The organism is Streptomyces jumonjinensis (assembly GCF_009600885.1).
GTDB classification, from domain to species: domain Bacteria; phylum Actinomycetota; class Actinomycetes; order Streptomycetales; family Streptomycetaceae; genus Streptomyces; species Streptomyces jumonjinensis.
This window is the reverse complement of the sequence record NZ_VCLA01000202.1, coordinates 15,136-37,549: the sequence shown is the minus strand read 5'-3', so window position 1 is coordinate 37,549 and position 22,414 is coordinate 15,136. Positions and strand designations below refer to the sequence as shown.

At 69.9% G+C, this 22,414-nt stretch carries 20 protein-coding genes; 3 read left to right on the top strand and 17 right to left on the bottom strand.

The window, feature by feature from the left end; genetic code table 11:
• The 3 genes from FF041_RS36785 to FF041_RS36775 all read right to left on the bottom strand — a co-directional run.
• A partial coding sequence (locus tag FF041_RS36785) for a serine/threonine-protein kinase (protein WP_153527056.1) occupies nucleotides 1-1,262 on the bottom strand: 1,262 nt, incomplete at its 3' end.
• A 297-nt stretch (nucleotides 1,263-1,559) separates the two neighbouring features.
• Complete coding sequence (locus tag FF041_RS36780) at nucleotides 1,560-3,026, bottom strand: helix-turn-helix transcriptional regulator (RefSeq protein ID WP_153527054.1); 1,467 nt, start codon at nucleotides 3,024-3,026, stop codon at nucleotides 1,560-1,562.
• A 160-nt stretch (nucleotides 3,027-3,186) separates the two neighbouring features.
• Nucleotides 3,187-3,816: a class I SAM-dependent methyltransferase gene (locus FF041_RS36775; RefSeq protein WP_153527052.1), complete on the bottom strand. Its 630-nt coding sequence runs from the start codon at nucleotides 3,814-3,816 to the stop codon at nucleotides 3,187-3,189.
• A 326-nt stretch (nucleotides 3,817-4,142) separates the two neighbouring features.
• Here FF041_RS36775 and FF041_RS36770 point away from each other — a divergent pair, with 326 nt between their 5' ends.
• Together FF041_RS36770 and FF041_RS36765 are read left to right on the top strand one after the other, a co-directional pair.
• Entirely contained in the window at nucleotides 4,143-4,634 is a 492-nt protein-coding gene (locus FF041_RS36770; RefSeq protein ID WP_194292350.1) for an ATP-binding protein, read from the top strand.
• Between the two features lie 174 nt (nucleotides 4,635-4,808).
• Nucleotides 4,809-5,690 (top strand): universal stress protein, encoded by an 882-nt coding sequence (locus FF041_RS36765; RefSeq protein WP_153527048.1) that lies wholly within the window; start codon nucleotides 4,809-4,811, stop codon nucleotides 5,688-5,690.
• On the opposite strand, the gene FF041_RS36760 is transcribed toward FF041_RS36765, so the two are convergent.
• The 7 genes from FF041_RS36760 to FF041_RS36735 all read right to left on the bottom strand — a co-directional run bounded on the left by FF041_RS36760 (nucleotide 5,681) and on the right by FF041_RS36735 (nucleotide 14,888).
• Nucleotides 5,681-6,250, bottom strand: a complete 570-nt coding sequence (locus FF041_RS36760) for an adenylyl-sulfate kinase (RefSeq protein WP_153527047.1) — start codon at nucleotides 6,248-6,250, stop codon at nucleotides 5,681-5,683. The genes FF041_RS36765 and FF041_RS36760 overlap by 10 nt on opposite strands.
• A 117-nt stretch (nucleotides 6,251-6,367) precedes the next feature.
• Nucleotides 6,368-7,429 (bottom strand): trypsin-like serine peptidase, encoded by a 1,062-nt coding sequence (locus FF041_RS36755; protein WP_153527045.1) that lies wholly within the window; start codon nucleotides 7,427-7,429, stop codon nucleotides 6,368-6,370.
• Nucleotides 7,430-7,439: 10 nt separating this feature from the next.
• Nucleotides 7,440-8,600 (bottom strand): trypsin-like peptidase domain-containing protein, encoded by a 1,161-nt coding sequence (locus FF041_RS36750; RefSeq protein ID WP_153527043.1) that lies wholly within the window; start codon nucleotides 8,598-8,600, stop codon nucleotides 7,440-7,442.
• Nucleotides 8,597-11,728, bottom strand: coding sequence for an ATP-binding protein (locus FF041_RS36745; RefSeq protein WP_323393694.1), 3,132 nt, complete (start codon nucleotides 11,726-11,728; stop codon nucleotides 8,597-8,599). The genes FF041_RS36750 and FF041_RS36745 overlap by 4 nt, the downstream gene beginning before the upstream one ends.
• Nucleotides 11,709-12,836 carry a hypothetical protein gene (locus FF041_RS39915; protein ID WP_228388920.1) on the bottom strand — a complete coding sequence of 376 codons (1,128 nt, stop codon included), beginning with the start codon at nucleotides 12,834-12,836 and terminating at the stop codon, nucleotides 11,709-11,711. Before FF041_RS39915 ends, FF041_RS36745 begins: the two co-directional genes overlap by 20 nt.
• A gap of 41 nt (nucleotides 12,837-12,877) precedes the next feature.
• On the bottom strand, nucleotides 12,878-13,852 hold the full coding sequence (locus FF041_RS36740; protein WP_153527039.1) for an alpha/beta hydrolase family protein: 975 nt from the start codon (nucleotides 13,850-13,852) through the stop codon (nucleotides 12,878-12,880).
• A gap of 148 nt (nucleotides 13,853-14,000) precedes the next feature.
• The gene (locus FF041_RS36735) at nucleotides 14,001-14,888 is read right to left on the bottom strand and encodes a DNA/RNA non-specific endonuclease (RefSeq protein WP_153527037.1); all 888 of its coding nucleotides are present in this window, start codon (nucleotides 14,886-14,888) and stop codon (nucleotides 14,001-14,003) included.
• A gap of 185 nt (nucleotides 14,889-15,073) precedes the next feature.
• Here FF041_RS36735 and FF041_RS36730 point away from each other — a divergent pair, with 185 nt between their 5' ends.
• Complete coding sequence (locus FF041_RS36730) at nucleotides 15,074-15,874, top strand: caspase family protein (RefSeq protein WP_153487213.1); 801 nt, start codon at nucleotides 15,074-15,076, stop codon at nucleotides 15,872-15,874.
• A gap of 125 nt (nucleotides 15,875-15,999) precedes the next feature.
• Here the strand turns inward: FF041_RS36730 and aroH are convergent, their stop codons facing one another.
• The 7 genes from aroH to FF041_RS36695 all read right to left on the bottom strand — a co-directional run.
• Nucleotides 16,000-16,521 (bottom strand): chorismate mutase, encoded by a 522-nt coding sequence (gene aroH / locus FF041_RS36725; RefSeq protein WP_407698232.1) that lies wholly within the window; start codon nucleotides 16,519-16,521, stop codon nucleotides 16,000-16,002.
• A 90-nt stretch (nucleotides 16,522-16,611) separates the two neighbouring features.
• The gene (locus tag FF041_RS36720) at nucleotides 16,612-17,817 is read right to left on the bottom strand and encodes an ABC transporter permease (protein ID WP_153487211.1); all 1,206 of its coding nucleotides are present in this window, start codon (nucleotides 17,815-17,817) and stop codon (nucleotides 16,612-16,614) included.
• Complete coding sequence (locus FF041_RS36715; RefSeq protein ID WP_153527035.1) at nucleotides 17,814-18,620, bottom strand: ABC transporter ATP-binding protein; 807 nt, start codon at nucleotides 18,618-18,620, stop codon at nucleotides 17,814-17,816. Before FF041_RS36715 ends, FF041_RS36720 begins: the two co-directional genes overlap by 4 nt.
• A 17-nt stretch (nucleotides 18,621-18,637) precedes the next feature.
• Nucleotides 18,638-19,795, bottom strand: a complete 1,158-nt coding sequence (locus tag FF041_RS40505) for an efflux RND transporter periplasmic adaptor subunit (protein ID WP_153527033.1) — start codon at nucleotides 19,793-19,795, stop codon at nucleotides 18,638-18,640.
• Nucleotides 19,792-20,400, bottom strand: coding sequence for a hypothetical protein (locus FF041_RS36705; protein WP_153487208.1), 609 nt, complete (start codon nucleotides 20,398-20,400; stop codon nucleotides 19,792-19,794). The genes FF041_RS40505 and FF041_RS36705 overlap by 4 nt, the downstream gene beginning before the upstream one ends.
• Before the next feature lie 255 nt (nucleotides 20,401-20,655).
• On the bottom strand, nucleotides 20,656-21,252 hold the full coding sequence (locus FF041_RS36700; RefSeq protein WP_153487207.1) for a hypothetical protein: 597 nt from the start codon (nucleotides 21,250-21,252) through the stop codon (nucleotides 20,656-20,658).
• On the bottom strand, nucleotides 21,253-22,414 hold a 1,162-nt coding region (locus FF041_RS36695), incomplete at its 5' end, for an alpha/beta fold hydrolase (RefSeq protein ID WP_194292349.1). It abuts the gene before it with no gap.

Here is a 22,414-nt window from a genome sequence, read left to right as displayed (position 1 = left end):
CCCCCCCCCCCCCCCCCCCCCCGAGTGGAGGACTTCCCCACCCGGAAGATCCTGGCGCACTCCTGGTGGAGAACCTTCTGCGCCGCCAGTTCCACGACGGTCCCCGCGGAGGCGAAGGAGGGGTTCAGCGAGATCCAGGGGGCCGGCCACTGGGACTTCGCGTCGAGATCCTGCTGGACGAACTCCTTGACCCGCTCGTCGCGGATGACGGTGCCGCCCTCGGTGAAGGCCCGGTACTCCGTGATGACCTTCTCGTGGAGACCGAAGACGTCCATGCCGTCGGAGGCGGGCCGCGTCCGCCGCGGGGCCTCCGGCTGCTCGGCGCGTGCCCCGCCAGGGCTCTGGCGTACGGGAGTGAAGTCCTCCCAGCCCAGCACACGGGTGAGCGGGGCACCGCCTTCGGCCAGCTCCAGCAGGGCGCTGCGGACCCGGCCCGCGTCGGCGGGGCGGTCCGCCGGGTCCTTGGCGAGCAGCTGGTCGACGAGCCGGACGAGCGCGGGCGGGGTGTCCGGGCGCATCTCGCCCAGCAGGGGAGGCGAGGCGGAGATGTGTTTCTCCTGAACCTCATGGGCGGTCTTCCCCTGGAAGGGAGGCTCCTTGGTGAGCAACTCGAATATCACGCAGCCGAGCGAGTAGAGATCCGCGGACGGTGAGACCTTGCTGCTCCGAACCTGCTCGGGCGCCGTGTACTTGCACGAGCCCCACGGGGTCCCACTGCTGCTCCACTCCCCCTCCCCCCGGTCGAGGAAGCGCCCCAGGCCGAAGTCGAGGATCTTGACCACACCGCCCCGGGTGAGCATCGCATTGCTGGGCTTGAGGTCGCGGTGGATCGCCTGGAGCGCGTGGGCGGCGGCGAGACCGTCGGCGAGCTGCGCACCGATCTCGATCACCCAGTCGATCGAGGGGATCGCCGGATCGTCGACGAATTCGCCGATGAGTTCGAGGAGAGTGCGCCCGTCGAGGAACTCCATCGCCAGATAGGGCAGTCCATCGCTCTCGTCCACTCCTCCCTGGATGATCCGGGGAAAGTGCCGATGGGCGTTGAGCCGGCGCATGATGTTCACTTCACGGTCGAATCGCCTGACCAGACCGGAACTCTCCGGCCCCAGAAGCTGTTTCGACAAGATCCTCTTCACCGCCACCAGGCGGTCGGCGGAGTCCTCGGCCGCCTCAAGGTCCACTGCCTTGTGGACTACCCCCATACCGCCCTGGCCGATCGGCTCCACTAAGCGGAACCGTCCTCCGACGTCCTTCTGGACCACACGCGCTCCTTCTGCCGCTGCCGCTGCCCGGCACCGGGCACACGGGCTCCCCGACGATGTATCGATGACCCGCTCCCGGGACGATGCCGGGCGGGGCGGGGCCTCAGGGACCGGAGCGTACACGCGTTGTCACTCAGTTTCAGAGGACATGCAGAAACGTCTCACCGATATTCAGATCTTGCATATCCGGGGCGCGGACCGCGGGGTTTCCCAGTGAACCACCCTTGCCATGGCCGGAATTGATCACACGACGGAACCATCGCGCCCCGCTGCACCGGACTTCCCACGGCGGCCGGATCAACCCTCCGGGCCGCCGGGTCTCAGGACTCCGGTCTGATAGGCGCGGGCGATCAGATGGGCCCGGTTCTCCGCGTCCAGCCGGCGTTTGAGCGCACCGAGGCGCAGCCGTACCGTGGACTCCCCCATCGAGAGCTCTCTGGCGATCCTGGAGTCGGAGGCTCCGGCGGCGACCAGCGTGAGCAGGGTGATCTCGTCGTCGGACCACCGGTCGGCGTCGCCGGGCCGTGGAGCGGGCCGCGGGTTCACCGTCGCGATGATCTCCTGAGGTCTTCCGTCGCCGTCGCGGATCAGGGTGAGCAGCAGGGACACCGGGGTTCCGGCGCCATCGGACGGGTGGATGAGCCGGGTGTCGAGCCGGTGCCGGGAGCGGCGTCCCGTACGCATCTCGCTCAGCGGCGGAGAGTGCGGATCCAGTCGGCCCGCAGGGGTGACATCGCCGAGGCTCAGCGTCTGGAGTCCGGCCGGGCTCATGCCGAGGACAGCCGCGAAAGCCGGGTTGACCTCGGTGAACGAACCGTCCAGGCCGATGAAGGCGACGGCGGTGGGGGATCGTTCGAAGAGGGCGCTGAGACGGGTCTCGTGCTCCGCCATCCGGTCCCGTACGGCCATCTCGCCGGTGAGGTCGACGAACACCCCGCCCAAGGCGTCGTCGCCTTCGCCCGGCAGGGGGAAGTGGTAGCCGAATACATGGCCGAGCGTTCCGTCCGCGAGCGCGATGCGGGTTCTGAAGGAGCGGGGCCGCCCGTCGGCGAGGACCAGGGCCTCTTCGTCCTCGGGACTCTCCTCGCCGGACTCCTGCCCGGGGCCCTTCCCTGGGCCCTTCCCGCCGGGCTCCTGCCCGGGACTCTCCCCGCCGGGTTCGGCCTCGGGCCCCTTCCCGCCGGGCCAGAGCTCGGCGGCCCGGTGGCCGATGATCTCCGGGAGGTCGCGTCCCACCGTCCGCAGAAAGGCCGGATTGGCCCAGGTGTAGCGGAGCCGGGAGTCCTTGGTGTACGCCATGGCGGGCAGCAGCCGCATAAACGTACGGAAGCGTTCCTCGGCCTCGGTCCAGGCCCGCTCCGCCGCCACCCGGGCGGTGACGTCGACGAAGGTCCCGCCCACCAGGACGCTGCCGTCCGGCTGGGGCACGGGGAATTTATGTCCGACGAGATGGACGGCCCTGCCATCGGCGAGCCGCACCGTCTGCTCCATGCTCAGTGGTCTGCCGGTGCGCAGCACCCGCTGGGTGGAGGGGGCGAACTGCGCCGCCGCACCGGGGCCGTGGACCTCGTCGGGGTGTTTGCCGATGACGTCGGCGGACGCCCGGCCCAGCCAGGACAGAAACGTCCGGTTGAGCCAGACGATCCGGTCGTCGGCGTCCGCGAGGAAGCAGATGGCGGGGCTGAGGTCCATGAAGAGACCGAAACGCTCATCGGCGACCGCCGCCGTACTCCGCTCGTCAGCCTGATCGCGCGCATCCACCACGACGCCTCCACCCGGCAGGCGGTCGACTCGATACTGGCGATGTTAGTGGACGGGGTGACTTATCGCTGGAAAGCGGGATCTCATGGAGGGGCTCCCGCGCGCTCCCCGTGGCACGCTCCCTGTGGCACGGGGAGTGTGGCACGCTCCGCGCGGCTATGACTCAGCGGAGCGTGGCACATACGAAGAGTTGCGGTTCGGGGGTCGCGATCGGCGAGTCGGGCGCGAAGTCCGTCTCCCGGGTCTCCTGAACCGTGAATCCCGCCGATTGCAGCAGATCCGTGAAAGCGACGGGGGCGAAACTCGTCACCTCCACGTCGTATCCCATCCAGCGCCCGGGGGCGTCCTCCACATCCACGGGAACGGTCGCCGCGACGAAGAAACCGCCCGGCCTGAGCCAGCGGGCGATCTTCTCGACGAGATGCCGCTGATCGGCCCTGGGCATCTGAAGGAAGGAGAAGAAGGCGCAGACGGCGTCCACACTCGATGCGGCCAGTTCCAGGGTGCGGGAGTCCTGACAGCGGAAGGACGCCTCCGGCACCTGGCGGCGGGCGAGCTCCACCATGCGCGGGGAGATGTCGACGCCCTGCACCCGGTGTCCGGCGTCCACCAGCGTCCGGGCGGTGGGATGCCCGGTGCCGCTGCCCACATCGAGCACACTGCTGTCGGGGGCAAGCCGTTCCACCAGCCAGGTCAGCGCGGCCCGGTGCGCCGGAGAGTGGGCGAACGCCCGCTCGTAGTCGATTCCCAGCGCGTCGAAGAGATCTGCCGCTGGAGTGTTTCCCTGGGTCATCCGCGCCTCCGGTCGTCCGTGTGTCGCAGGGGTCCTTCCCGGGGGCCGTACGGTAAATGCGCGTCCGGTAAATGCGCGTCCGGTCCGGTCACCGCCCGGTCCCGGTCACCACATCCCGCGATCCGCCGACCACACGACGGAATAGCGGGGTGTTTTTCCATCCTTTGTCAATAGTTATTACTTTCTTTGCCTGGCGGATACGCCAGGAAGAGCGGCCGGGGGCCCTGTGCTCGGGGCCCCCGGTGCGGGGAGTCTGGCAGTGCGGGCCCCCTCGTGAGCGCAGCGAGCGGCCGGGTGGCTCGGCTGGAGAGAGGAGCCACCCTTCCATGGAGACCATCACGCTCACCCCCGTCATCGGCGGCCCTGCCGGACACCGGCGCTTCTGGCGGCTCGGCCGCGAGCCGTCCACCGTGTCGGCCGCGCGCCGGCTGATCCGCCGCCAGCTCATGGAGTGGGCTGCCGACGAGCTCGCCGAGGACGCCTCGGTGATCACATCGGAGCTGGTGACCAACGCCCTGCTGCACGCGCGGGGGCCGATCGTCCTCACGGTCCGGCTGCTGCCCGGCACCGGGGCGGGGGTACGGATCGATGTGCGGGACCAGGGGCCGTGCGACGGGCCTGGCCGGACCGGGATAGCGCCGCCTGCCTCCCCGCCCGAGCACATGGAGACGGGCGGGCGCGGACTCCATCTGGTGACCTGTCTCGCCCATGACTGGGGAAGCGTCAGCGGTGCGGACGGCCACACCGTCTGGGCCGTGCTGCGCGGGCCGGCCGGCTCCCCCATGAGTCCCTGTCCGAAGGGCTCTTCGTCCCTCTGACCATGGACATTCGGCCCATGGCCGGCTGCGCCGAGCGGGTCGAGACTGACAGCGGGGCGGGGACGCGCGAGGAATACGGCGCGGCCGGGCGGCGAACGGGCCGCCCGTCCCCCCTCCCTCGCGGCTGCCACGCGCTGAGGCAGCCGCCCCACCGAGCAAGTTGGGAGCGCTGTGATGAACGGTCCGGTCGTGGTTGGTGTGGACGGCTCGCCATCGAGCCTCACCGCGGTGGAGACAGCCGCTCGGGAAGCACGGCTGCGCGGCGTGGGACTCCATGTGGTCCATGCCTTCATCTGGCCGAATATGCATGTGTCGCTGACGCCGTCGCCGATGGGGCCGCCCGATGGCGGACTGCGCAATCTCGCCGAACGCGTACTCGCCGAGGCGGTGCGCCATGCGCGGGAGGCGGCGCCCGATGTCGCGGTGACCGAGGACCTCGTCACGGGCGAGCCGCTGACCGTCCTGGAGGCCCAGTCGCGCACCGCGTCGCTGGTCGTCGTAGGCAGCAGAGGGATGGGGGGATTCATCGGTCTGCTGGTCGGTTCCACGGCCGTGCATCTCGCCGCCCACAGCCGCTGTCCGGTGCTGGTGGTACGGGGCAGGCCGGACCCGGCGGGGCCCGTGCTGCTGGCGGTCGACGGCTCTCCGCGAGCCGAGGCGGCCGTGGGGTTCGCGTTCGCCGAGGCGTCCCTGCGCGGCGCGGAGCTCGTGGCCCTGCACGCGTGGAGCGGCTGGACCGGCCGGGGCGACGACGATCCGGGGCACCCGCAGAATCTGGTGGACGACGCCGGGCGGCTGGGCGGCACGGAGGAGCGGGTGCTCGCCGAGGCGCTCGCGGGCTGGCAGGCGAAGTACCCCGATGTCACCGTACGCCGCGATCTGGTGCGGGAGAGCACCCGTCAGGCGCTGATCGAGGCCAGCGAAGAGGCTCAGCTGCTGGTCGTGGGAGCCCGTGGGCGCGGCGGATTCACCGGGCTGCTGCTGGGCTCGGTCAGCCAGGCCGTACTGCATCACGCGCACTGCCCGGTCGCCGTGGTACGGGCCGGTCAGGACTGAGATGCGGTGGTCCGCCCCGGGCCCGCCGGGGCGGACCGCCACCCCGTCGCCGCGATCACCTCACCGGCGATCTCCGGCACCGGCCTGCCGTCCGTGACCACGCGTACGGTGTCGTCCGGCGCACGCTCCTCCAGCCGCCGGGCGGCGAGCGCGCTCCGCTCGATGTGCTCGGTGAGCCGGATGCCCGTCTCCCGCCGCGCGAGCCGGGTTCGGACCGTCGTATCGCCCGCCGTGAGCAGGACCTTGACGACGCGCAGCGCATCGCCTCCCAGCGCACGGCGGAACATATCCGCCTCCAGCACGCTCACCGTGTTCGTATAGATCAGTCTGCGGTGACCGAGCGCGGCGTAATTCGCCCACACCGCCGCCAGATTCCGTTCCGTGATCGCCGAACGGTGCGGATCCCCCGCGGGAGCCGGGTGCACCTGGTCCAGACAGTCGCCTTCCAGCAGACAGTGGGCGATCCCCTCTTCCTGGAGCTGCGCGGAGACTTCGAAGCCCACGGTGGACTTGCCGACGCCCGAGCGGCCCCCGATCAACAGCACTTCGTACGCGGTCATGCCCGGAAGACTGGCAGAACCGCCCTCTGGAGGCACCCCCATTTCCGAGGCGGCCGGACGCCGCTCGGGTCGGACGCCGATCCGGTCATACGCCGCGCCAGTCGGACTCCGCGCCGTTCAGACGAACTCCACCCCCGCGCGGCGCAGCAGCGGATCGTCCGTCAGTCTCCACAGCGGCACGGCGTAGTTCCCCAAGCCGTACCGGCCGCCGAAGTGCAGACCGAGCACCCGGTGGTCGCTCAGACCGAACACCGGGGAGCCGCTGTTGCCGCCCAGGGTCGAGCAGTCGTGCATCATGACGGACCCGCCCGGCAGCAGCTCGGTGGTCGTCCCCGGCTGGAGACGTTTGACGTTGTAGACGTCCATGAAGATCCGGCCCATCGCCACCGGTTCGTTGCGGCGTCCGTCATAGGCCGGATAGCCGACGCAGTACACCGGGTGACCCCGCACCTCGGCCGGGGCGTCCCCGGCGAGCGCGAGCGGGTCCGGCGGCCCCGCGCCGTCCCCGTCCGGGGAGATCCTCAACAGGGCCATGTCCAACTCCTCATGGATGCCGATCACTTCGGTGACCGCGTACACCGGTCCGATTCCCGGGGGCGCCGCATACGCCTCGGCCGTGCTGATGCCCGCGCCCATCCCCTTCTTGAAGGTCCAGCCCGCGTCGGTCTCCCGCGAGAACTCGACGGCCACATGGCGGTTCGTCATCACCACTCCGGCGGCGACCGGGAAGGCCGTGCCGAGCCAGTCGAGGCTCGGGTGCCCGGACACCTCGACCCGGCCGACGCGCGCTATGGACTCGCGGATCGCGGCCCGGTGGCCGTTGAGCACCGCCCAGTCGCCGTCCTGCGGGGGAAAATCCTGGTTCTGGACGAGAATGGCGGGTCTGCCTTCGAGCAGCACGATGGCTTCCATGCCGAAGGACTCGTCGTCGCTGATCTCGTCGGCGCGGCCCTCGGCCAGCTTCTCCAGACCGTCCGCCCCGGCGGACAGCACACGGTCGCGCTCCTGCCGGGCGAGCTGGGAGACCCGCTCGGCAGGGAGCTCGTCCGCGGGGAGTTCCACCGAGGATTCGGGTTCCTCCCGCCACAGTCCGTCGCGTACCCGCTGCGCGACCTCTCTCAGATCGGTGAAGACCTGTTCCGGTCCCATGGCCACTGGTGGCCTGGTGCGGCTGCCCATGGCGTACTCCTCACTCTTGTGGAACTCCCCCGGCTGGTACGGACTCCCCGTCGTGCTGCGCCGCCGCGATCTCGGCGTGGATCTCCGGGCTGTGCTCCTTCAGATGGCGCATGACGAGATCCATCTGGGTGCCGACATTGACGAACGCGGTGGTCCTGCCCTGGAACATCACGTCCTCCACCCGCCGGGTGCCCCGGTGGAGCGCGACCACCCGCCAGTCGTCGGTGAGCACGGGCGAGCCGGAGGAGCCGCCTCTGGTGTCGGTGAAGTACCGCACATCGCGTTCATCGGCCGCGTAGACGAGGTTGTTGCGCAGGGCGACGCGCTTGGGCTGTCCGCCGGGGTGCTGGATGATGTTGACGGCCACGACCTCGCCCTCGGCCACCGACAGTGGTTTCGCCGCGAGTCTGAGCACCGGCCGCCGGGGGTCCTCGGTCAGCCGCAGGATCGCGTAGTCGAGTTCCGCGTCGGCGGCCACGAGCTCGCTGACCGCGGCCTCCTCCAGCTCCACATCGTCCGTCTCGAAGTCGAACCGGGCCCGGGTGTGCCGGGCCTGGAGGCGGAGATCACCGGCTTCGGCCAGCGGCCTCGCCTCGCCGGCGCCGGCCCGGGCGTTGACCACATGGTGGTTGGTGATGAGCAGTGCCGGGGCGATGAGCCAGCCCGTGCCGGCGTGCGGGAAGCCGTTCGGCTGGAGCGGCTCACCGTCCTGATAGGGCGGCACCTTGAGGCGGGCGACCGCCGCTCCGGCCGCGTCGCCGCCTCTGAGGAAGGCGAAGGGGACGGTGTCGTCCCGGTGGACGATCTCCTCCTTGATCTCGGGGGCAGGCGTCTGCGCCACGATGTCCGGTTCGCCTCCGGCGCTGCGCGCGACATCGTCCAGGATGCGCTGGAAGAGGGTGAGGGCGGCCGCTTCGGTGGTCTGGGCGATGGCGTTGCGGAGCCAGATCTCCAGCGGCACCGAGCCGTCCACGAGCCGCTCCACCCGGTTCATCTGGTTGAGGTCGGAGTGCACCTGCATTCCGGGGGCCGCGAGCAGCGGGAGGGTGCCCCGGTACCTGGGCAGGATGCCGTCGAACAGCAGCGGCCGGACCATGGGGTCGGCGAGTCCGGTCTCCAGGGCCGCGTCCCTGACCCGGAGGATCTCCTCGGGCGACAGATATACGTTCATGGGCTGTCAGGCCGTACGCGGCCGTCTCCTTCGCTTCCGCTGCCGCTGTCGGCTCCGGCTCCGGTCCCTCCGCCACCGCCCTGGCCACCGCCCTGGCCGGGTCCGGTGTCGTCGCCCTGCGGTGCGCCGGTCTGGTCCGCCGGGCGTCCGGCGGTGCCCGCGCCCATGGCCGCGGCCACGGCGGCCTTGATCTCGCCGCTCTCGTCGGGCACGGCCAGCAGCCTGCGGGCGAGGGTGTCGAGGGTGCCCCGGTCACGGGCCAGCCGCAGAATGCCGGTGGTGTCGGAGGGGCCCGCTCCGCCGGGTCCGGGAGGAGCGCCCTCGCCCGGCTGGGCCCGCGTGGGTCCGGCGGCGTCGCGCAGAATCCCCATCAGCGGTCCGAGCAGCGTGGGCTGACGGGTGGCGGCGCTGCGGATCGCCGTCCCCAGGGTCTCCAGCGCCTCGTCGTCCGTGGGCAGCCCGACGATCTTCACGGCGTGTTCGAGCACCCCGGGATCCCGGGTGTACACCTGCGACGCGACGGCCCGTACCAGTACGGGCTGGTCCGCGAGGACGTCGGCGGGCAGCAGTCTCAGCTTCCGGGCGAGTTCGTTGCCGGCTCCGGCGTCGGGCAGCTCCGCGTGAGCGCCCCCGGCGGTCTCCGCGCGGGCGGCGAGCCGGGCTCTCGCCAGCAGCGCGCCCATCGCTTCAAGGTCCTGTCCGAGGTCCACCGCGATGTCCTCCGCCCTCCGCAGATCGTGGTCCGCGTTCGCCAGGTCGCCCGCCTCCTCCGACAGCCGGGCGGACAGCAGCAGCAGTTCCAGCTGCCGTTCCGCGCACTCCCCGGCCCCCGCCGACGAAATCGCCTCGGACACCGTCGCACGCGCCTCCGCCTGCCGCCCCAGCCGGTTGAGCGTCTCGGCCAGCAGGGAGTGCAGCGGGCTGCACGGGGTCCAGGGCCTGCGTTCGCCGAGCCGGGTGAACGCCGCTTCGGCGAAGCCCTGGGTCAGCAGATCCTCCACCTCCCGGGCGGCGATCCGCTCCCAGTCCTCCTGGTCGGCGTCGGCCATGACCTGGTTGGGGGCGTCTCCGCCGAGCTTCGCGGTGAGCAGGGCGACGGCCCGCTGGGGCATGTCCTGCCGCGCTCCGCCGAGGAACCGCTCCACCCCGGGCAGCCAGCGCTCCTCCACCGTCCTCGGGTTCTCGCCGAGCCGCAGCCGGTGGTAGATCTCCTCGGCGCGCTCTTCGAGGCCGTCGCGCGCGGCGTAGAAGTCGACCGCCCGCCGTTCGACGATGCGCATCACATCGGTGTGGTCGCTGCCCGGCAGCCGCAGCATGATGGCGCGGACATCGGCGCGGTGCCGTACGGCTCCAGGGCCCGCCGGTTCGACCAGGTCGAGGCGGGACAGCTCGTCGAACAGCCGGGCGGCCTCCTCCGGGGTCCGCACCCGCAGTCCGCAGGGCTCGGCGAGCACCTCCTTGATGATCTCGGGGGTGATGACCCTGAGGACCAGGCCCGGATGGGCGAGACGGCGTACATCCGGATCGGCGATGTGATGGAGGATGCGGTCGTAGAGCACCCCCTGGACGAGCATCTGGTCGACACGCCGGAAGAACTCGTCTCGCCGCGCGGGCAGACTGCGGATCAGCTCCTCCGTGCCCTCGGCCTCACTCGCGGCGAGGGCGGCGGCCCGGGCGGCGAGCTTCAGACTGAGCGGATGGCCGCCGACCCGGTCGGCCAGCACCCGAGCCACGGCCGGGTCCGTGACCCCGCAGGACTCCAGCAGGCCGACGGCGGCCGACTGGTCCAGCTCGGCGAGCTCGATCTCCTCGGGGATCACGAAGCGCATGGGGTGGTCGATCGAGGAGCGCCCGGAGACGACGACCCGCAGCCGGGGGTAGCCCGCCAGCAGCGAGGCGATGATCGCCCACGTGCGCCCGAGGACGGGCGAACCCCGGTACTGGGCCTCCTCGAAGGAGTCGATGACCATGATGAACGGAGCGTCGCCCTGGTCCCGTCCGGCCACCGCCCGGACCAGGATCTCGGCGATCCGCCGGATGAGGCCGGTCTCCCGCTCGGTGGCCAGCAGCTGGAACTCCTGTGAGGAACTGCGTCCGAGGACGGACCGGGTGGTGGCGAGCCCGTGCAACTGGGTCACCCGGTCCTGTCCTTCGCGCTGGCTGCGGGCGGTCTGATGACACTCGTCCACCAGGGCGTCCAGCTCGGGGTGGTGATCGGGGTACTGGATGGCGAGCTGACGGGCCATCTCGGCGATGAGGGTGATGGGTTCCTGGACCGAGAGCGTGGGGCGTTCGAAGTCGATGTAGGCGAAGGGGAAGCCCGAGGTGTGCCCGTGGATGCCGTCGAGGAGGAACTTGGCGAGGAGGGTGCTCTTTCCCATGCCGCCCGGGCCGTGGATGATCAGCCCGGGGCTGTCCGTTCCCGGCCCGGGGCCGCCCGCGGGCCGGGCGCAGGCGAAACGGCGCATCCGGTCCAGTTCGGCGGTCCGCCCCTGGAACGGCTGCTGTACGAGGCGTTCGAGCGGCTGGAGCAGTCTGGCCTGCTCCAGCCGGTGCTGGAGTCCGGCGACGTCCGGCAGCCCGGTCATGCCGGGGACCATGGAGAGCCACAGCACCGCCCGAAGGGTGTCGGCCAGCTCTCCGGGGCCGTCACCGGTTGCGGGCGGCCTGCCGCCGGCGAGGGCCCCGGCCGCCGTCTCGCTCCCGTCCCCCTCCCCGCCCCCGCTCCCGCCCCCGTCCCCGCTCAGCAGTTCCAGGCAGACGCGCTCCGGCCCGGGTTCGTAACGGAGCGCGCCGATGTTCCGCTCCAGCACCCGCCGGGCGGCGTCCGGCCCGGACAGTCCGCGCAGGGTCTGCTCCCGGATATCGGCCTTGAGGTTCCAGACGGCCCGCTCCTTCATCCCGGTGGTCGTGCAGTCGTCGAGCAATTCGAGGACCGCGCCGCCGGAGGCGCGCTCCTCACCGGGCAGCCTCAGCATCATGGGGTCGAAGTGGGTGAGCAGACAGGCCGCCTCCCGGTAGCCCCTGCGGACGTCGGGGACCTCGGCGGCGCGCTCTCCTTCCGCGCGCAGCTCCTGTCGCAGCCGGTCGGTGAAGATCCTGACGGCCTCAGAGGGACTGGTAGACACGGATCGCCCCCTCGGCCGCCGTGCAGATCTTCCGCATATAGCCTTCGTCGCCGCCCCGGCCGTCCCCGGTGACCCGGAGCACCTCGCTGACGGCCACCTCCACGAGTTCGGCGATGGTGGCCTCCTCCGGTGGGGCGGCGCCGAGGAAGCGCGGGGGCGATTCATGGAAGTACTGGTCGAAGAAGGTGCGCAGATCGGCGGGGCCGGCGACGCGGGCCGTGTCCCAGCAGAGACTGCCCCGCAGATCGTAGGGGAGCTGGCGCATCTCGCGCCCATAGCCGAGCAGTACGAGCCGGGGGGCCTGGCTGCCCCGTACGGCGGTGTGCTCGTAGATGGCGAGGGCGAGTTGGCCGATGAAGTCCCAGACATCGGAGCTGGGGTCGAGCCGGTCGCATTCGTCCAGGACCAGCCAGAGCCGGTCCTCGCCCGCCGTCGCCCTGCTGACCACCCAGTGCACCGCGTCGTCGATCGACGGGAGCAGATCGTTGAGGTCCGTGGGATTGAGGGGGGAGGCTCCGGACCGGGGGTCGGCGACGAAGTCGGCGAGCCGGCGGACGACCTTGTCGGCGGTGGAGGTTCGCGACAGGGTGACGCGTGCCGGGCGGAACCCGTAGTGCTGTCCGACGTGCCGGATGAGGTTGTAGGTGTACGACCGGCCGCTGCCGGGCTCCCCGTCGACGAGCAGCACCGTCTTCTCCGGGTCCCCGACGAATCCGCGCAGAGTCTCCCGCAGATCCCGGCGGTCGATGAACACCTCGGTCCCGTTCTTGAGGACACAGGTCCTGAAATTGTCCTGGGAGGCATGGACGCGGTGGTCCTCACGCAGCCGATTCTGAAATTCCACGGCTTTGGATATTTCAGGGAGAACGGCGAGCTTGTCGATCGTGACGATAATGTCGATCAATCCGAGCTGCCGCTCGATGTCTTTACGGGAAGCCTGTACCAGTGCACGGGCGTTCTCGGTGCTCACGGCCGTCAGCCGGAGATTCGATACGAATTCCGAGGAAAAGCCGTACTCGACGAGCCGGCCATGCGGATCGGTGGTATCGAGGAGGTACTCCCGTACCCATAGGGTGACGAGGTCCCACTCCGTTTCGGCCAACGGCATGCCATACCTGCCCATCCGCCCCGGGGAGCAAAGAGACGGATTTACTCACCTATGCCATTTTTCCATCCGATCCGCACTCCCGCAAGGTCGGCGAGAATGCCATGGACAAGCTCTCTGACGCCTCGACTTCCCAGATAGGCGGAGATGCCGTGGTGGTTCCTGCTGTCGTTCGTCACCAGCAGATCGGCGACCCGTTCGGCGGGCGGGTAGGCGGTGCGGATGGTATGGTCCAGCGCCACCAGATCCCGCAGGTCCGAGGCGTTGCGCCAGGCCCGCACCCCGACCGGCACAGCGGGCGGGCGTATCAGATGGTCCTGGATTTCGGCGATCGCCAGCGGTGACCCGAGGGTGAGAAAAAGATCGGTCCGCTGCTCTCGCTCGGCCAGGACGTCATAGGCGATAACCGAGCCGAGACTGTGTCCGATCACCACGAGCCGGACATCCTTGTCCAGACCGTCGAGCACCTGGCCTACCACCTCGCGTATCGCCGGTCCGGCACCGCCGAAGAAATAGGCGTGGGCTTCCTCGAAGATATGCCTGACGAGCAGCCGGAATATTTTCTGGCGGGCGTATCTGGGCAGCGGCAGCAGTTCGAGCGGGGAATCGCCGGCCGGTTCGGGCCCCTCCATCACGGCGAGGGTGTCGGCGCGGTAGGTCATCTCGCGCAGCCACCCGGCGAGGGGATCGGGCCCGGTGTCCGGCGCACGGCCCTCGGATCCGGTCGCCGCCGCTCCCGCCCCCCACCGCGCTTCGCCGAGGGTTCTCGTGATGAACTCCTCGGCCGTCTCCGGCGGGGCGGGCTCCGGGACCTCCTCGATGTCATCCGGCTCGCCCTCCAGCGGATCGAGCCGGCGGTCATCGGGCAGGGGCTCGTCGTAGCGGAGAGAGGCCCAGTACGCCATATGCGTGACATCGCCGAGGTCTTTCCCGAAGAGCGCCTTGTCCCACTGGGATTTGAGCAGTTCGGCACGGACTTTGTTCCCAATGCCGTGAACGTAGACGACTCCGGGGCGCATCGTGCCTCCCGACACCGCATGGACGCCGGTCAGTGTCAGTATCGACCGTGCTCAAGACGGCCGCCATTCGGAGCCGGGCCGCCCGCTGTCGGTCCCGGCGGCTCAGGACCGCGGCGCCCACCGCCGGCTCCCGCCAGCTCCCGGCGGCTCAGGACCCCAGATCGATGTCGTCATGTGATTCCAGCCTCCTCCAGCGCGTCTCCGGAGCACGGGCGGGCGGCATCAGATCGACCGCGGGCAGCGGCCCGAGGTCCAGCAGGGTGAGTTCGGCGATATCGACGACCGGCACCTGGAACGTCCGGAAGGCCCCCAGCGGAGGCGGCTCACCCGGCTTCGCCCCGGCGAACGCCCGGTCGGCGTCGCGGGTGAGATCGGGACTCTGGTCGAGGACGTACGCGGTCGACGCGAGCGCCCCGCTCTGCAGGAACGCCGCTACCTTCCAGAAGCGCAGCGGCACCTGCATCCCCCGGTAGGGCGGATCGGAGTCGTGCAGCACGGGACCGGTGAACACGGTCAGCTTCCGGTCGAACTGTGCGGCGTGGTCGAGAAGATAGTTCTCCAGCCCCTGCCACAGGGTCTTCCCCTGGTTGAAGACGGCCGCCTGCGGAGCCGCGTTGGTGAAATGGAAAGTGTCGTCATTGGCCTGGACGGCCTCCCCACGCTCACCCCACACCGGGTCGAGCCGGCGCACCAGATGCCCCCGGTCCAGGGTGTTGTCCGTGTACACCTCCTTGCCGACCTGGCGGGCGGCGGGCAGCCGAGGATCGAGCCGCCAGTTGTCCTCGCGGGGCACGTCGTCGAGCAGCCGCTGGCCGTCGATGCAGACGGCGGTGGCCGCGGCCAGCCGCCGGTCCGGGCGCAGCACCACGGTGAAGTGGGTATAGGGGAGGATCACGGTCTCGACGTCGGCGGCGGCGGGCTTCGGCAGCGGGACGGGCGGGCCGAGGAAGAGCTCGTCGTATCCGGTGCGGTCGGCCAGCGACTGCGGGGCCGCCTCCGCGCCCCCACCCCCGGCGGAGAAATCTGATGAACTCATGATCGGCTGACTACCCGATGGCGGGCGCCGTGCATCGGCCCCGCCCGCGACGCCACTCCGATGGCCGCGACTCGGGAGTGCGCGGGCCCGTTCAGGCGGTTCGCGCCGACTCGGGATTGCGCGGGCCCCCGTCCATGGAACCCATCAAGGCGACCATCTCTTGTCCCCTCCCCGCAGGAGCGCCCATGGCCACCGGCCTCTCTCTCCATCTCGGACTCAACAGCGTCGACCCGGCGAAGTACAACGGCTGGGACGGCCGGCTCGTCGCCTGTGAGAACGACGCCCGCGACATGGCCCGGCTGGCCCGCGCGGCCGGGTTCGCGGACACGACTCTGTTCACCGCCGACTGCACCGTCGAGAACATCGTCGCCGAGCTGCGCAAGGCGGCCGGACAGCTGGTGAACGGCGACATCCTGATGTTCAGCTACTCGGGCCACGGCGGGCAGGTCCCGAACACCGTCGGTTCGGACGACGAGCCGGACAGACTGGACGAGACCCTGGTCTTCTACGACCGGCAGTTCCTCGACGACGAGCTCGACCGGGAGTTCGCGCGGTTCGCGGACGGTGTGCGGATCCTGACGCTGCTCGACTCCTGTCACAGCGGCAGCGCCATCGAACTGCCGTCCGACGAGCAGGAGACTCCCCGGCTGATGCCCATCGACAAGCAGCGGGAGATCTACGAGCGGGACAAGGAGTACTTTCAGGAGCTCCAGCGGGAGCTCGCGGCGCGGAAGGGCGTCGCGGAGGAGGCGGACGCACTGCTGATCTCCGCCTGCCAGGACAACCAGTTCGCCGCCGACGGCCGGGTCAACGGCAAGTACACCGAGACTCTGCTGAAGGTCTGGGGCGACGGGGCGTTCCAGGGCGGATACCGCGACTTCCACCGTGACATCCTGCGCCGGATGCCGAGGGACCAGAGCCCGAACCTCTATGTCTCGGGCCGTCCGGACGAGGAGTTCCTCGGTCAGCGGCCGTTCACCGTATGAGCCGATCCGGGTGCGCAAGGCACTTCACGGTGCGAGCCGGCCGGTGCGGAAGACCCATCACGGTGCGAGCCGATCCGGGTGCGGAAGACCCATCACGGGCCGCGCCAGTCCAGTACGGAAGGCACTCAGCCTGCGATGTCCTGCCGCAGGCTCATCGCGCCGTGCAGATACACATGCTGGATGTCGGCGCGCGGCCGGTCGACGCCCGCGTACATCATCAGCCGGACGACCCTGGGCAGCGCTCCCGGAACATCGACCTCGGCCGCGCAGAGCAGCGGCACATCGTGGAATCCGGCCTTGCGTGCGGCGAAGGCGGGGAATTCGGCGTTCAGATCGGGGGTCGCCGTGAACAGCACGCTGACGACGTCGTCCGTGGTGAGCCCATTGCGGTTCATGATCTCCGCGAGGAGTTCGGTGGTGGCCTGCAGTATGTGTTCCCTGGTGTTCTCCGCGACCTGTGTCGCTCCCCGGATCGCCCGCATCGTGGCCGCTCCCCCGTCTGTTCGGAATCCCGTGCCTGTCTGGTGCTGATCGTGCCGATACGCCGATGAGGCGAGTGATGTCCCGCCCGTGCCGCCGGACGGCCCGCTCAGCAGAAGTGCGGCAACCATCATGGAGATCACCAGGAGGCCGATCGTCAGAGCCATGAGGGGGATGTGTCGGGACAACTCTTCCTCCCTTCCGGCACAGCGGTGTCCGGCGCCCGGCCCCGGTCCGCGGCGCCGGCCACGGTGACCTCATGCGATACGAAGCGCCTCGGTGGGCTGGAGCCGAGCGGCGCGCAGCGCGGGGAGCAGCCCCGCCAGTACGCCGATGACGACGGCCGCGATGAGTCCGCCGCCCCAGGCGAGCATCGGCACGACGGTGGCCCACCCCTTGATCTGGGCGTAGACGGCCGTGGCGAGACCGCCGAGGGCCACTCCGGCCGCTCCGCCCATGGCGGCGAGCAGCACCGCCTCGGAGAGGAACTGGATCAGGATGTTGCCCTTGGTGGCGCCGAGTGCGCGCCTGAGGCCGATCTCGGAGCGCCGTTCGAGCACCGAGATGACCATGGTGTTGGCGACTCCGATGCCGCCGACGAGCAGGGCCACCGCCCCGAGTCCGAGAAACAGTCCGTTGAGGGCGGACTGGGTCGCCGCGCGGGCCTCCAGCGCGGCCGACGGCTGGCTGACATTGACCTCTTCGGCCTTCTCCGGGTTGGCCGTCGCGGCGAGCACGCCCTGCACTGCGGTCACCTGGTCGGTGTCGGCCCGTACATAGACGGTGGACGGGTGACCGTCGAAGTCGAGGTATTTCCTGGCGGCGTCCCAGCCGACCAGCACCGATGAGTTGATCTCCGGTGTCAGACGTACGGACTTGAGGATTCCGGTGACATAGAACCACTGCCCGCCGACCCAGATACGGGCCCCGGAGTGGACCCGGGATATGCCCAGCCGTTTGGCGGCGGTCGCCCCGAGCACGGCGACCGGCTGCTTCGCGGTGGCCGCGTTGAGATACGTCCCCTGGGAGACGGAGGTGCGCAAGGCCCCGGGCAGCCCCAGACTCGCCGCGTTGACGGCGATGGCGTTGGTGTTGGCGCTGGGGATATAGGGGTTGCGGTAGGCGCTGGCCTCGGTGCTCCCGGTGCTCTGCACATTCTCGACCGGACCGATCCGGCGGATCATCGCGGGTGCTTCCTCGGGGAGTTTGGCGTCCTCTCCGGTGAGGGTCTGGCCGGGCGAGACCCTCAGTAGATTGGTGCCCAGTTTATCGATCTCGGCGAGCAGCCCGGCCTGTGAGGAGGCGGACAGCCCCAGCACCGCCACCATCGCCGCGACGCCGATGGCGATGCCCAGCGCGGAGAGCGCGGCCCGCATCCGTCGCGTACGCAGTCCGACACTGGCGGTCCTGGCCACATCGGCCACATGCATCCCGCCGCCGGGCGGTGGAGCCGTGAGGGTCATGTCGCGTGCCTTTCGGTGGACAGAGGATCGTCCTCCGAGCTGACGTCGGTGACGATACGGCCGTCGAGTACTTCGATGCGTCGCGGCAGCTGGGTGGCGAGGTCACGGTCGTGGGTGATCACGACGATGGTGGTGCCCTCCGCGTTCAGCTCCCTGAGCAGGCTGAAGATCGCTGCGCCGTTGACGCTGTCGAGGTTGCCGGTGGGCTCGTCGGCCAGCACGATCGCGGGGTTGCCGACCAGGGCGCGGGCGATGGCGACCCGCTGCCGCTCGCCGCCGGACAGCTCCGCCGGGCGGTGTTTGATCCGGTGACCGAGCCCGACACGTCGGAGGGCGACGGTCGCCGCCTTCATCCGGGCGGCGTGTCTGACCCCCGAGTACAGCATTCCATCGGCGACGTTCTCCAGCGCGGTGGCGTGCTGGGCCAGGAAGAACTGCTGGAACACAAACCCGATCCGGGAGGCCCTCAGCCGTGCCAGGGACCGGTCCGACATCTTGGCGACATCGTCGCCGACGATACGGACCGTGCCGGATGTGGGGCGGTCCAGACTGCCCATGACCTGGAGCAGGGTCGACTTCCCCGACCCCGAGGGGCCCACGATCGCGACCAGCTCACCGCGGTGGATGGTGAAGGTCGCCTTGTCGAGCGCCACCACCGGGGAGGCTCCGGGGTAGACCTTCGACACCCGCTCCAGCTGCATGACCGGCTCGGGGGAGTCCCGCCGGTCGGCCGCACTCTCCTCGGCCGCCCTCTCCTCAGTCGTCGTTCCGGTCGTCGTTCCGGTCGTCGTCCCTGTCTTCATTTCAGTCTTCGTCTCGGTCATTGGCCCGGCACCACTATGCTCTGGCCGGCCTTCAGCCCCGATCCGGTCACCTCTACCCGCCCGGCGCTGTCGTCGAAGAGGCCCGTCTCCACCGTCACCAGCTCACGGGTGCCGTCCGCCTTGACCACCTCGACGGCGTATCCGCCGCCCGCGAGTGCCAGCAGTCCGTCAACGGGCACCGAGAGCACGTTCTTCACCGTCCGGGAGACGATGGCGACTTGGACGGGCGCCTTGTCCAGCCGGCCGGTCGCCTTGGGCTTGGTCGGCTTGATCTTGACATCGATGGTGGTCTTGTTCTCGCCCTGCTTGGCCACCTTTCCGACCGATGACACCACTCCGGGGGTCGTCGAGTCGTCGGGCAGTGTGATGGTCACCTTGTCGCCGGTCTTCACATCGGACTGCTGGCTCGCGTTCAGCTCGACGGTGACCTGCCGGCTCGTCGAGGAGCCCTGGAGGATGGGTTTGCCGGGGACGGCCGACCCGCCGCGCACCCCGTCCACGGTGGTGACCCGGATCTCCTCCACTGGCAGAAACAGCGCCTGCCCCAGGCTCAGCTTCCCGGTCTCCTCCAGCCCCACATCGTCCTGGAGCTTCTTCAGAGCCCAGCGGGTGTTCCGGCTGAAGTAGTCGGAGTCCGGGTCGATCTGTTCATCGGTGGCGTATTCGAGTTCGACGAGCGCCGCGTTCAGCTGCTTGACGTCGGCGCCCTCCATGCCCCGGGACAGCTCCCGGTAGGCCGGAGTCGCCTTGCCCTTCAGCAGGATGACCGGTTTCCCGTCCACCCAGTACAACGGCTTGCCCTGGTGAATGACCTGGCCCACGGTGGGAAGCTTGGTGACCGTGCCGTCGACTTTGTTGACCACGCTGTAGCTGCCCGCGTAGCCCAGTGTGCCGTTCTGCTGGGTCCTGGACGACAGGGTTCCCTCGGCCACCTTCGCCGTGCCGGTGCCGGATTCGCCGTCCGACACCGTCGTATCGCTCGCCCGGTTGTCGAACGGCTGGGTGATCGCCACCACTCCGACGCCGCCCGCCGCGACCAGGGCCACGATGACCGCCGCTGCCCGCCCCCGCCGGCGTGGCCGGGGGCTCGGCTCCTGCTCTTCGGGCGGCGGAGCGGATTCCGCCTTCTCGGTCGGGATCTCCGTGGTGCTCACGACCCGCTACCACCCTGCCCGGGACCGCCGCCGGGGGCGCCCTGCGGCTTGTGCTCCTTGCACGCCGTGTCCGCCTTCTCGAACTGCGCGGACTTGGGGTCGATGCCCGCGTCCTTCCCGAGGACCATGCCCTTCTCGGTGGGGTTGGGGTCGGGGAACTCGGGGACGCCGTTCTTGCGCATGCACTCGGCGTACTTCACCTGGTCGTCGGAGGACCAGCCGCCGCCCGGCTCCTCACCGCTGCCCTTGGTCGGGCGGTACTCCTTGCAGGCGTCGTCCGACTTCTTGAACTCGTCGGACCGGGGGTCGACGCCCTGCGGCAGGGTGAGCGCGCCGCCCGGCTGCGGGTCGGGGAAGTTCGGCTGGCCGTTCTTGCGCATGCACTTGGCGTAGGCCACCGCGTCGCCCTTGCCCGCCTCGCTGCCCTGCTCCGCAGGCTTCGCCTGGGACGACGCCTCGGCGACCGTCTCCTCCTTCTCGTCCGAGGAGCAGCCCGTGGCGACCAGGGCGGCGGACAGCAGCAGGACGGCCAGCGTCCCGGTCCGGCGCAGCCGACCCGTGCCGCTCTTCCTCGATTCAGCCTTGGGGCTGGAAATGACTGACATGACGTTCTCCATTGCTCGATTGCTCGATTGCCCAGTCCAGGACTTCCGTCCCGCGTTCCGTTCTACGCGGTACGCGGTTTCAGCACGGTTTCGCTCTGCGCCGCGGGTTTCCCATGGGGCGGAAGAGCGTCTTCCCTTCTCGCTCACCCGTTTGGTCCACTGTCGCCCTCGTAGGAAAAAGGCCCCGGCCCGCCGGGGGGATGGCGGGCCGGGGCGGAGGGGGTGGTCAGCAGCCGCGGCAGGAGCCGGAGCAGGTCAGGAGCCGGCGGGGGTGGGAACTCCGAGCACGGGCATGAACTTCCCGCACTTCGCCTGCGCCGCCTTGTAGTCGGGCGCATCGAGGTCGATCCCGGTGAACATGCCTCCGCCGTCCGGATCGGGGAAGTCGGGCATGCCGTTCTCACGCATGCACCCGACATACTTCGAGGTGTCGAGCGACGGCAGACCCGACGGCCGCTTCAGCCGCTCCCCCATGGGCGGCGCGATCTCCTTGCAGGCGTTCTCCGCGCTCTTGTACTCCTTGGTCTTGATGTCGATGCCGGAGTCCGGCTCGACCCTGATGGCACCGCTGGGATCGGGGTCGGGGAACTTCGACACGCCCTTGTCCCTCAGACACTGGGCGAAGGCCAGATTCTTGGTGTACTTCTCGCTCGCCGGCGAGGCCGATGACGAGCTGGAGACCGTGGCCCGCTTGTCGTCGGAGTCGTCGTCCGAGAGAAACGCGAACGCGAGTCCCGTGGCGACGAGGGCGACGGAAAGACCGGCGCCGACGCCCGCGGCGACGGCCAGACGGAGTTTCCTCCTGCTGCCTTCGACGTCGTTCTTCCCTGCGGAATTCACCATGTCGTCCATTTACGCTCCCCGTTCCTGGAGTCGCGCGGAAATCAGGCGTCCGATTTCCGCGAGGGGCTTCGGTTTCATCATTCCGTCGTGATCGGAGTCGATTCGGATCGCTTCGACATTCCCCTTCACATAGGGCGTCCAGCTGTCCGCGGACCCGGCCGGCTGCCCGATGTCCGGGCGCCCCTGAGCAGCGATGAACAGTGTCAGATCACCGTGGTAGGGACGTGGCGTGAAGTCGTGCAGAATGCGCACATTGTGCTCATTGACGCGGTGGATCTCGGAGAGCATCCGGACCTTGTCCCCCGGCGCTTCCCCGCCGCCGCCCGGTGCTCCCCCACCGTCACCCGGTGCTCCCCCGCCGCCGCCCGCGAGCACCTCGGCGCGGATCTCCAGCTCCTCGGCACGGGCCGGATAGCCGTCCAGGCTCACCAGCAGGGCGACTTCCTCACCCTGGCTCTGGAGATGGGTCGCCACGGCATAGGCCGCGGTCCCGCCGAAGGACCAGCCGAGCAGATGGTACGGCCCGGTGGGCTGCACGGCCCGGATCCGCGCGGCGTACTCCGCGGCCAGCTCCTCCAGGCTGTCCGGCGGCTGCTCACCGGCGGCGAATCCGCTCGCCTGAAGCCCGTAGACCGGGCGGTCCGCCGGCAGATGGTCGGCGAGACCGGTGTAGCACCAGCTCAGCCCTGTGCTCGGATGGACGCAGAACAGGGGCGGCTGCTCGCCCTCGGTTCTGATCGGAAGGACCAGACCGATGTCGTCGGCGTCGGACTCGCCGGACAGCGAGCGGGCGATCGCCTCCACGGTGGGTGCGGTGAACAGGGCTCGGATGCTCACCTCGGCATGGAGCACCCCTCGGATCAGGGCGATCAGCCGCATGGCGAGCAGTGAGTCGCCGCCCAGATCGAAGAAGGAGACATCCGCGCCCGCCCGTTCGATGCCGAGGGTCTTCGCGAACAGCTCGCAGAGCGCCTCCTCCATCGGGGTCCGGGGCGCTCGGCCGTCCAGCACCGCGAGATCGGGGGCGGGCAGGGCGGCCCGGTCGAGTTTGCCGTTCACGGTGACCGGCAGGGCTTCGAGCAAGACGATCGCAGAGGGAACCATGTAGTCAGGCAGCCGGCTGCTCAGATACCGCCGCAGAGCAGCGGGCTCGACCGCGCCGTCATGGACA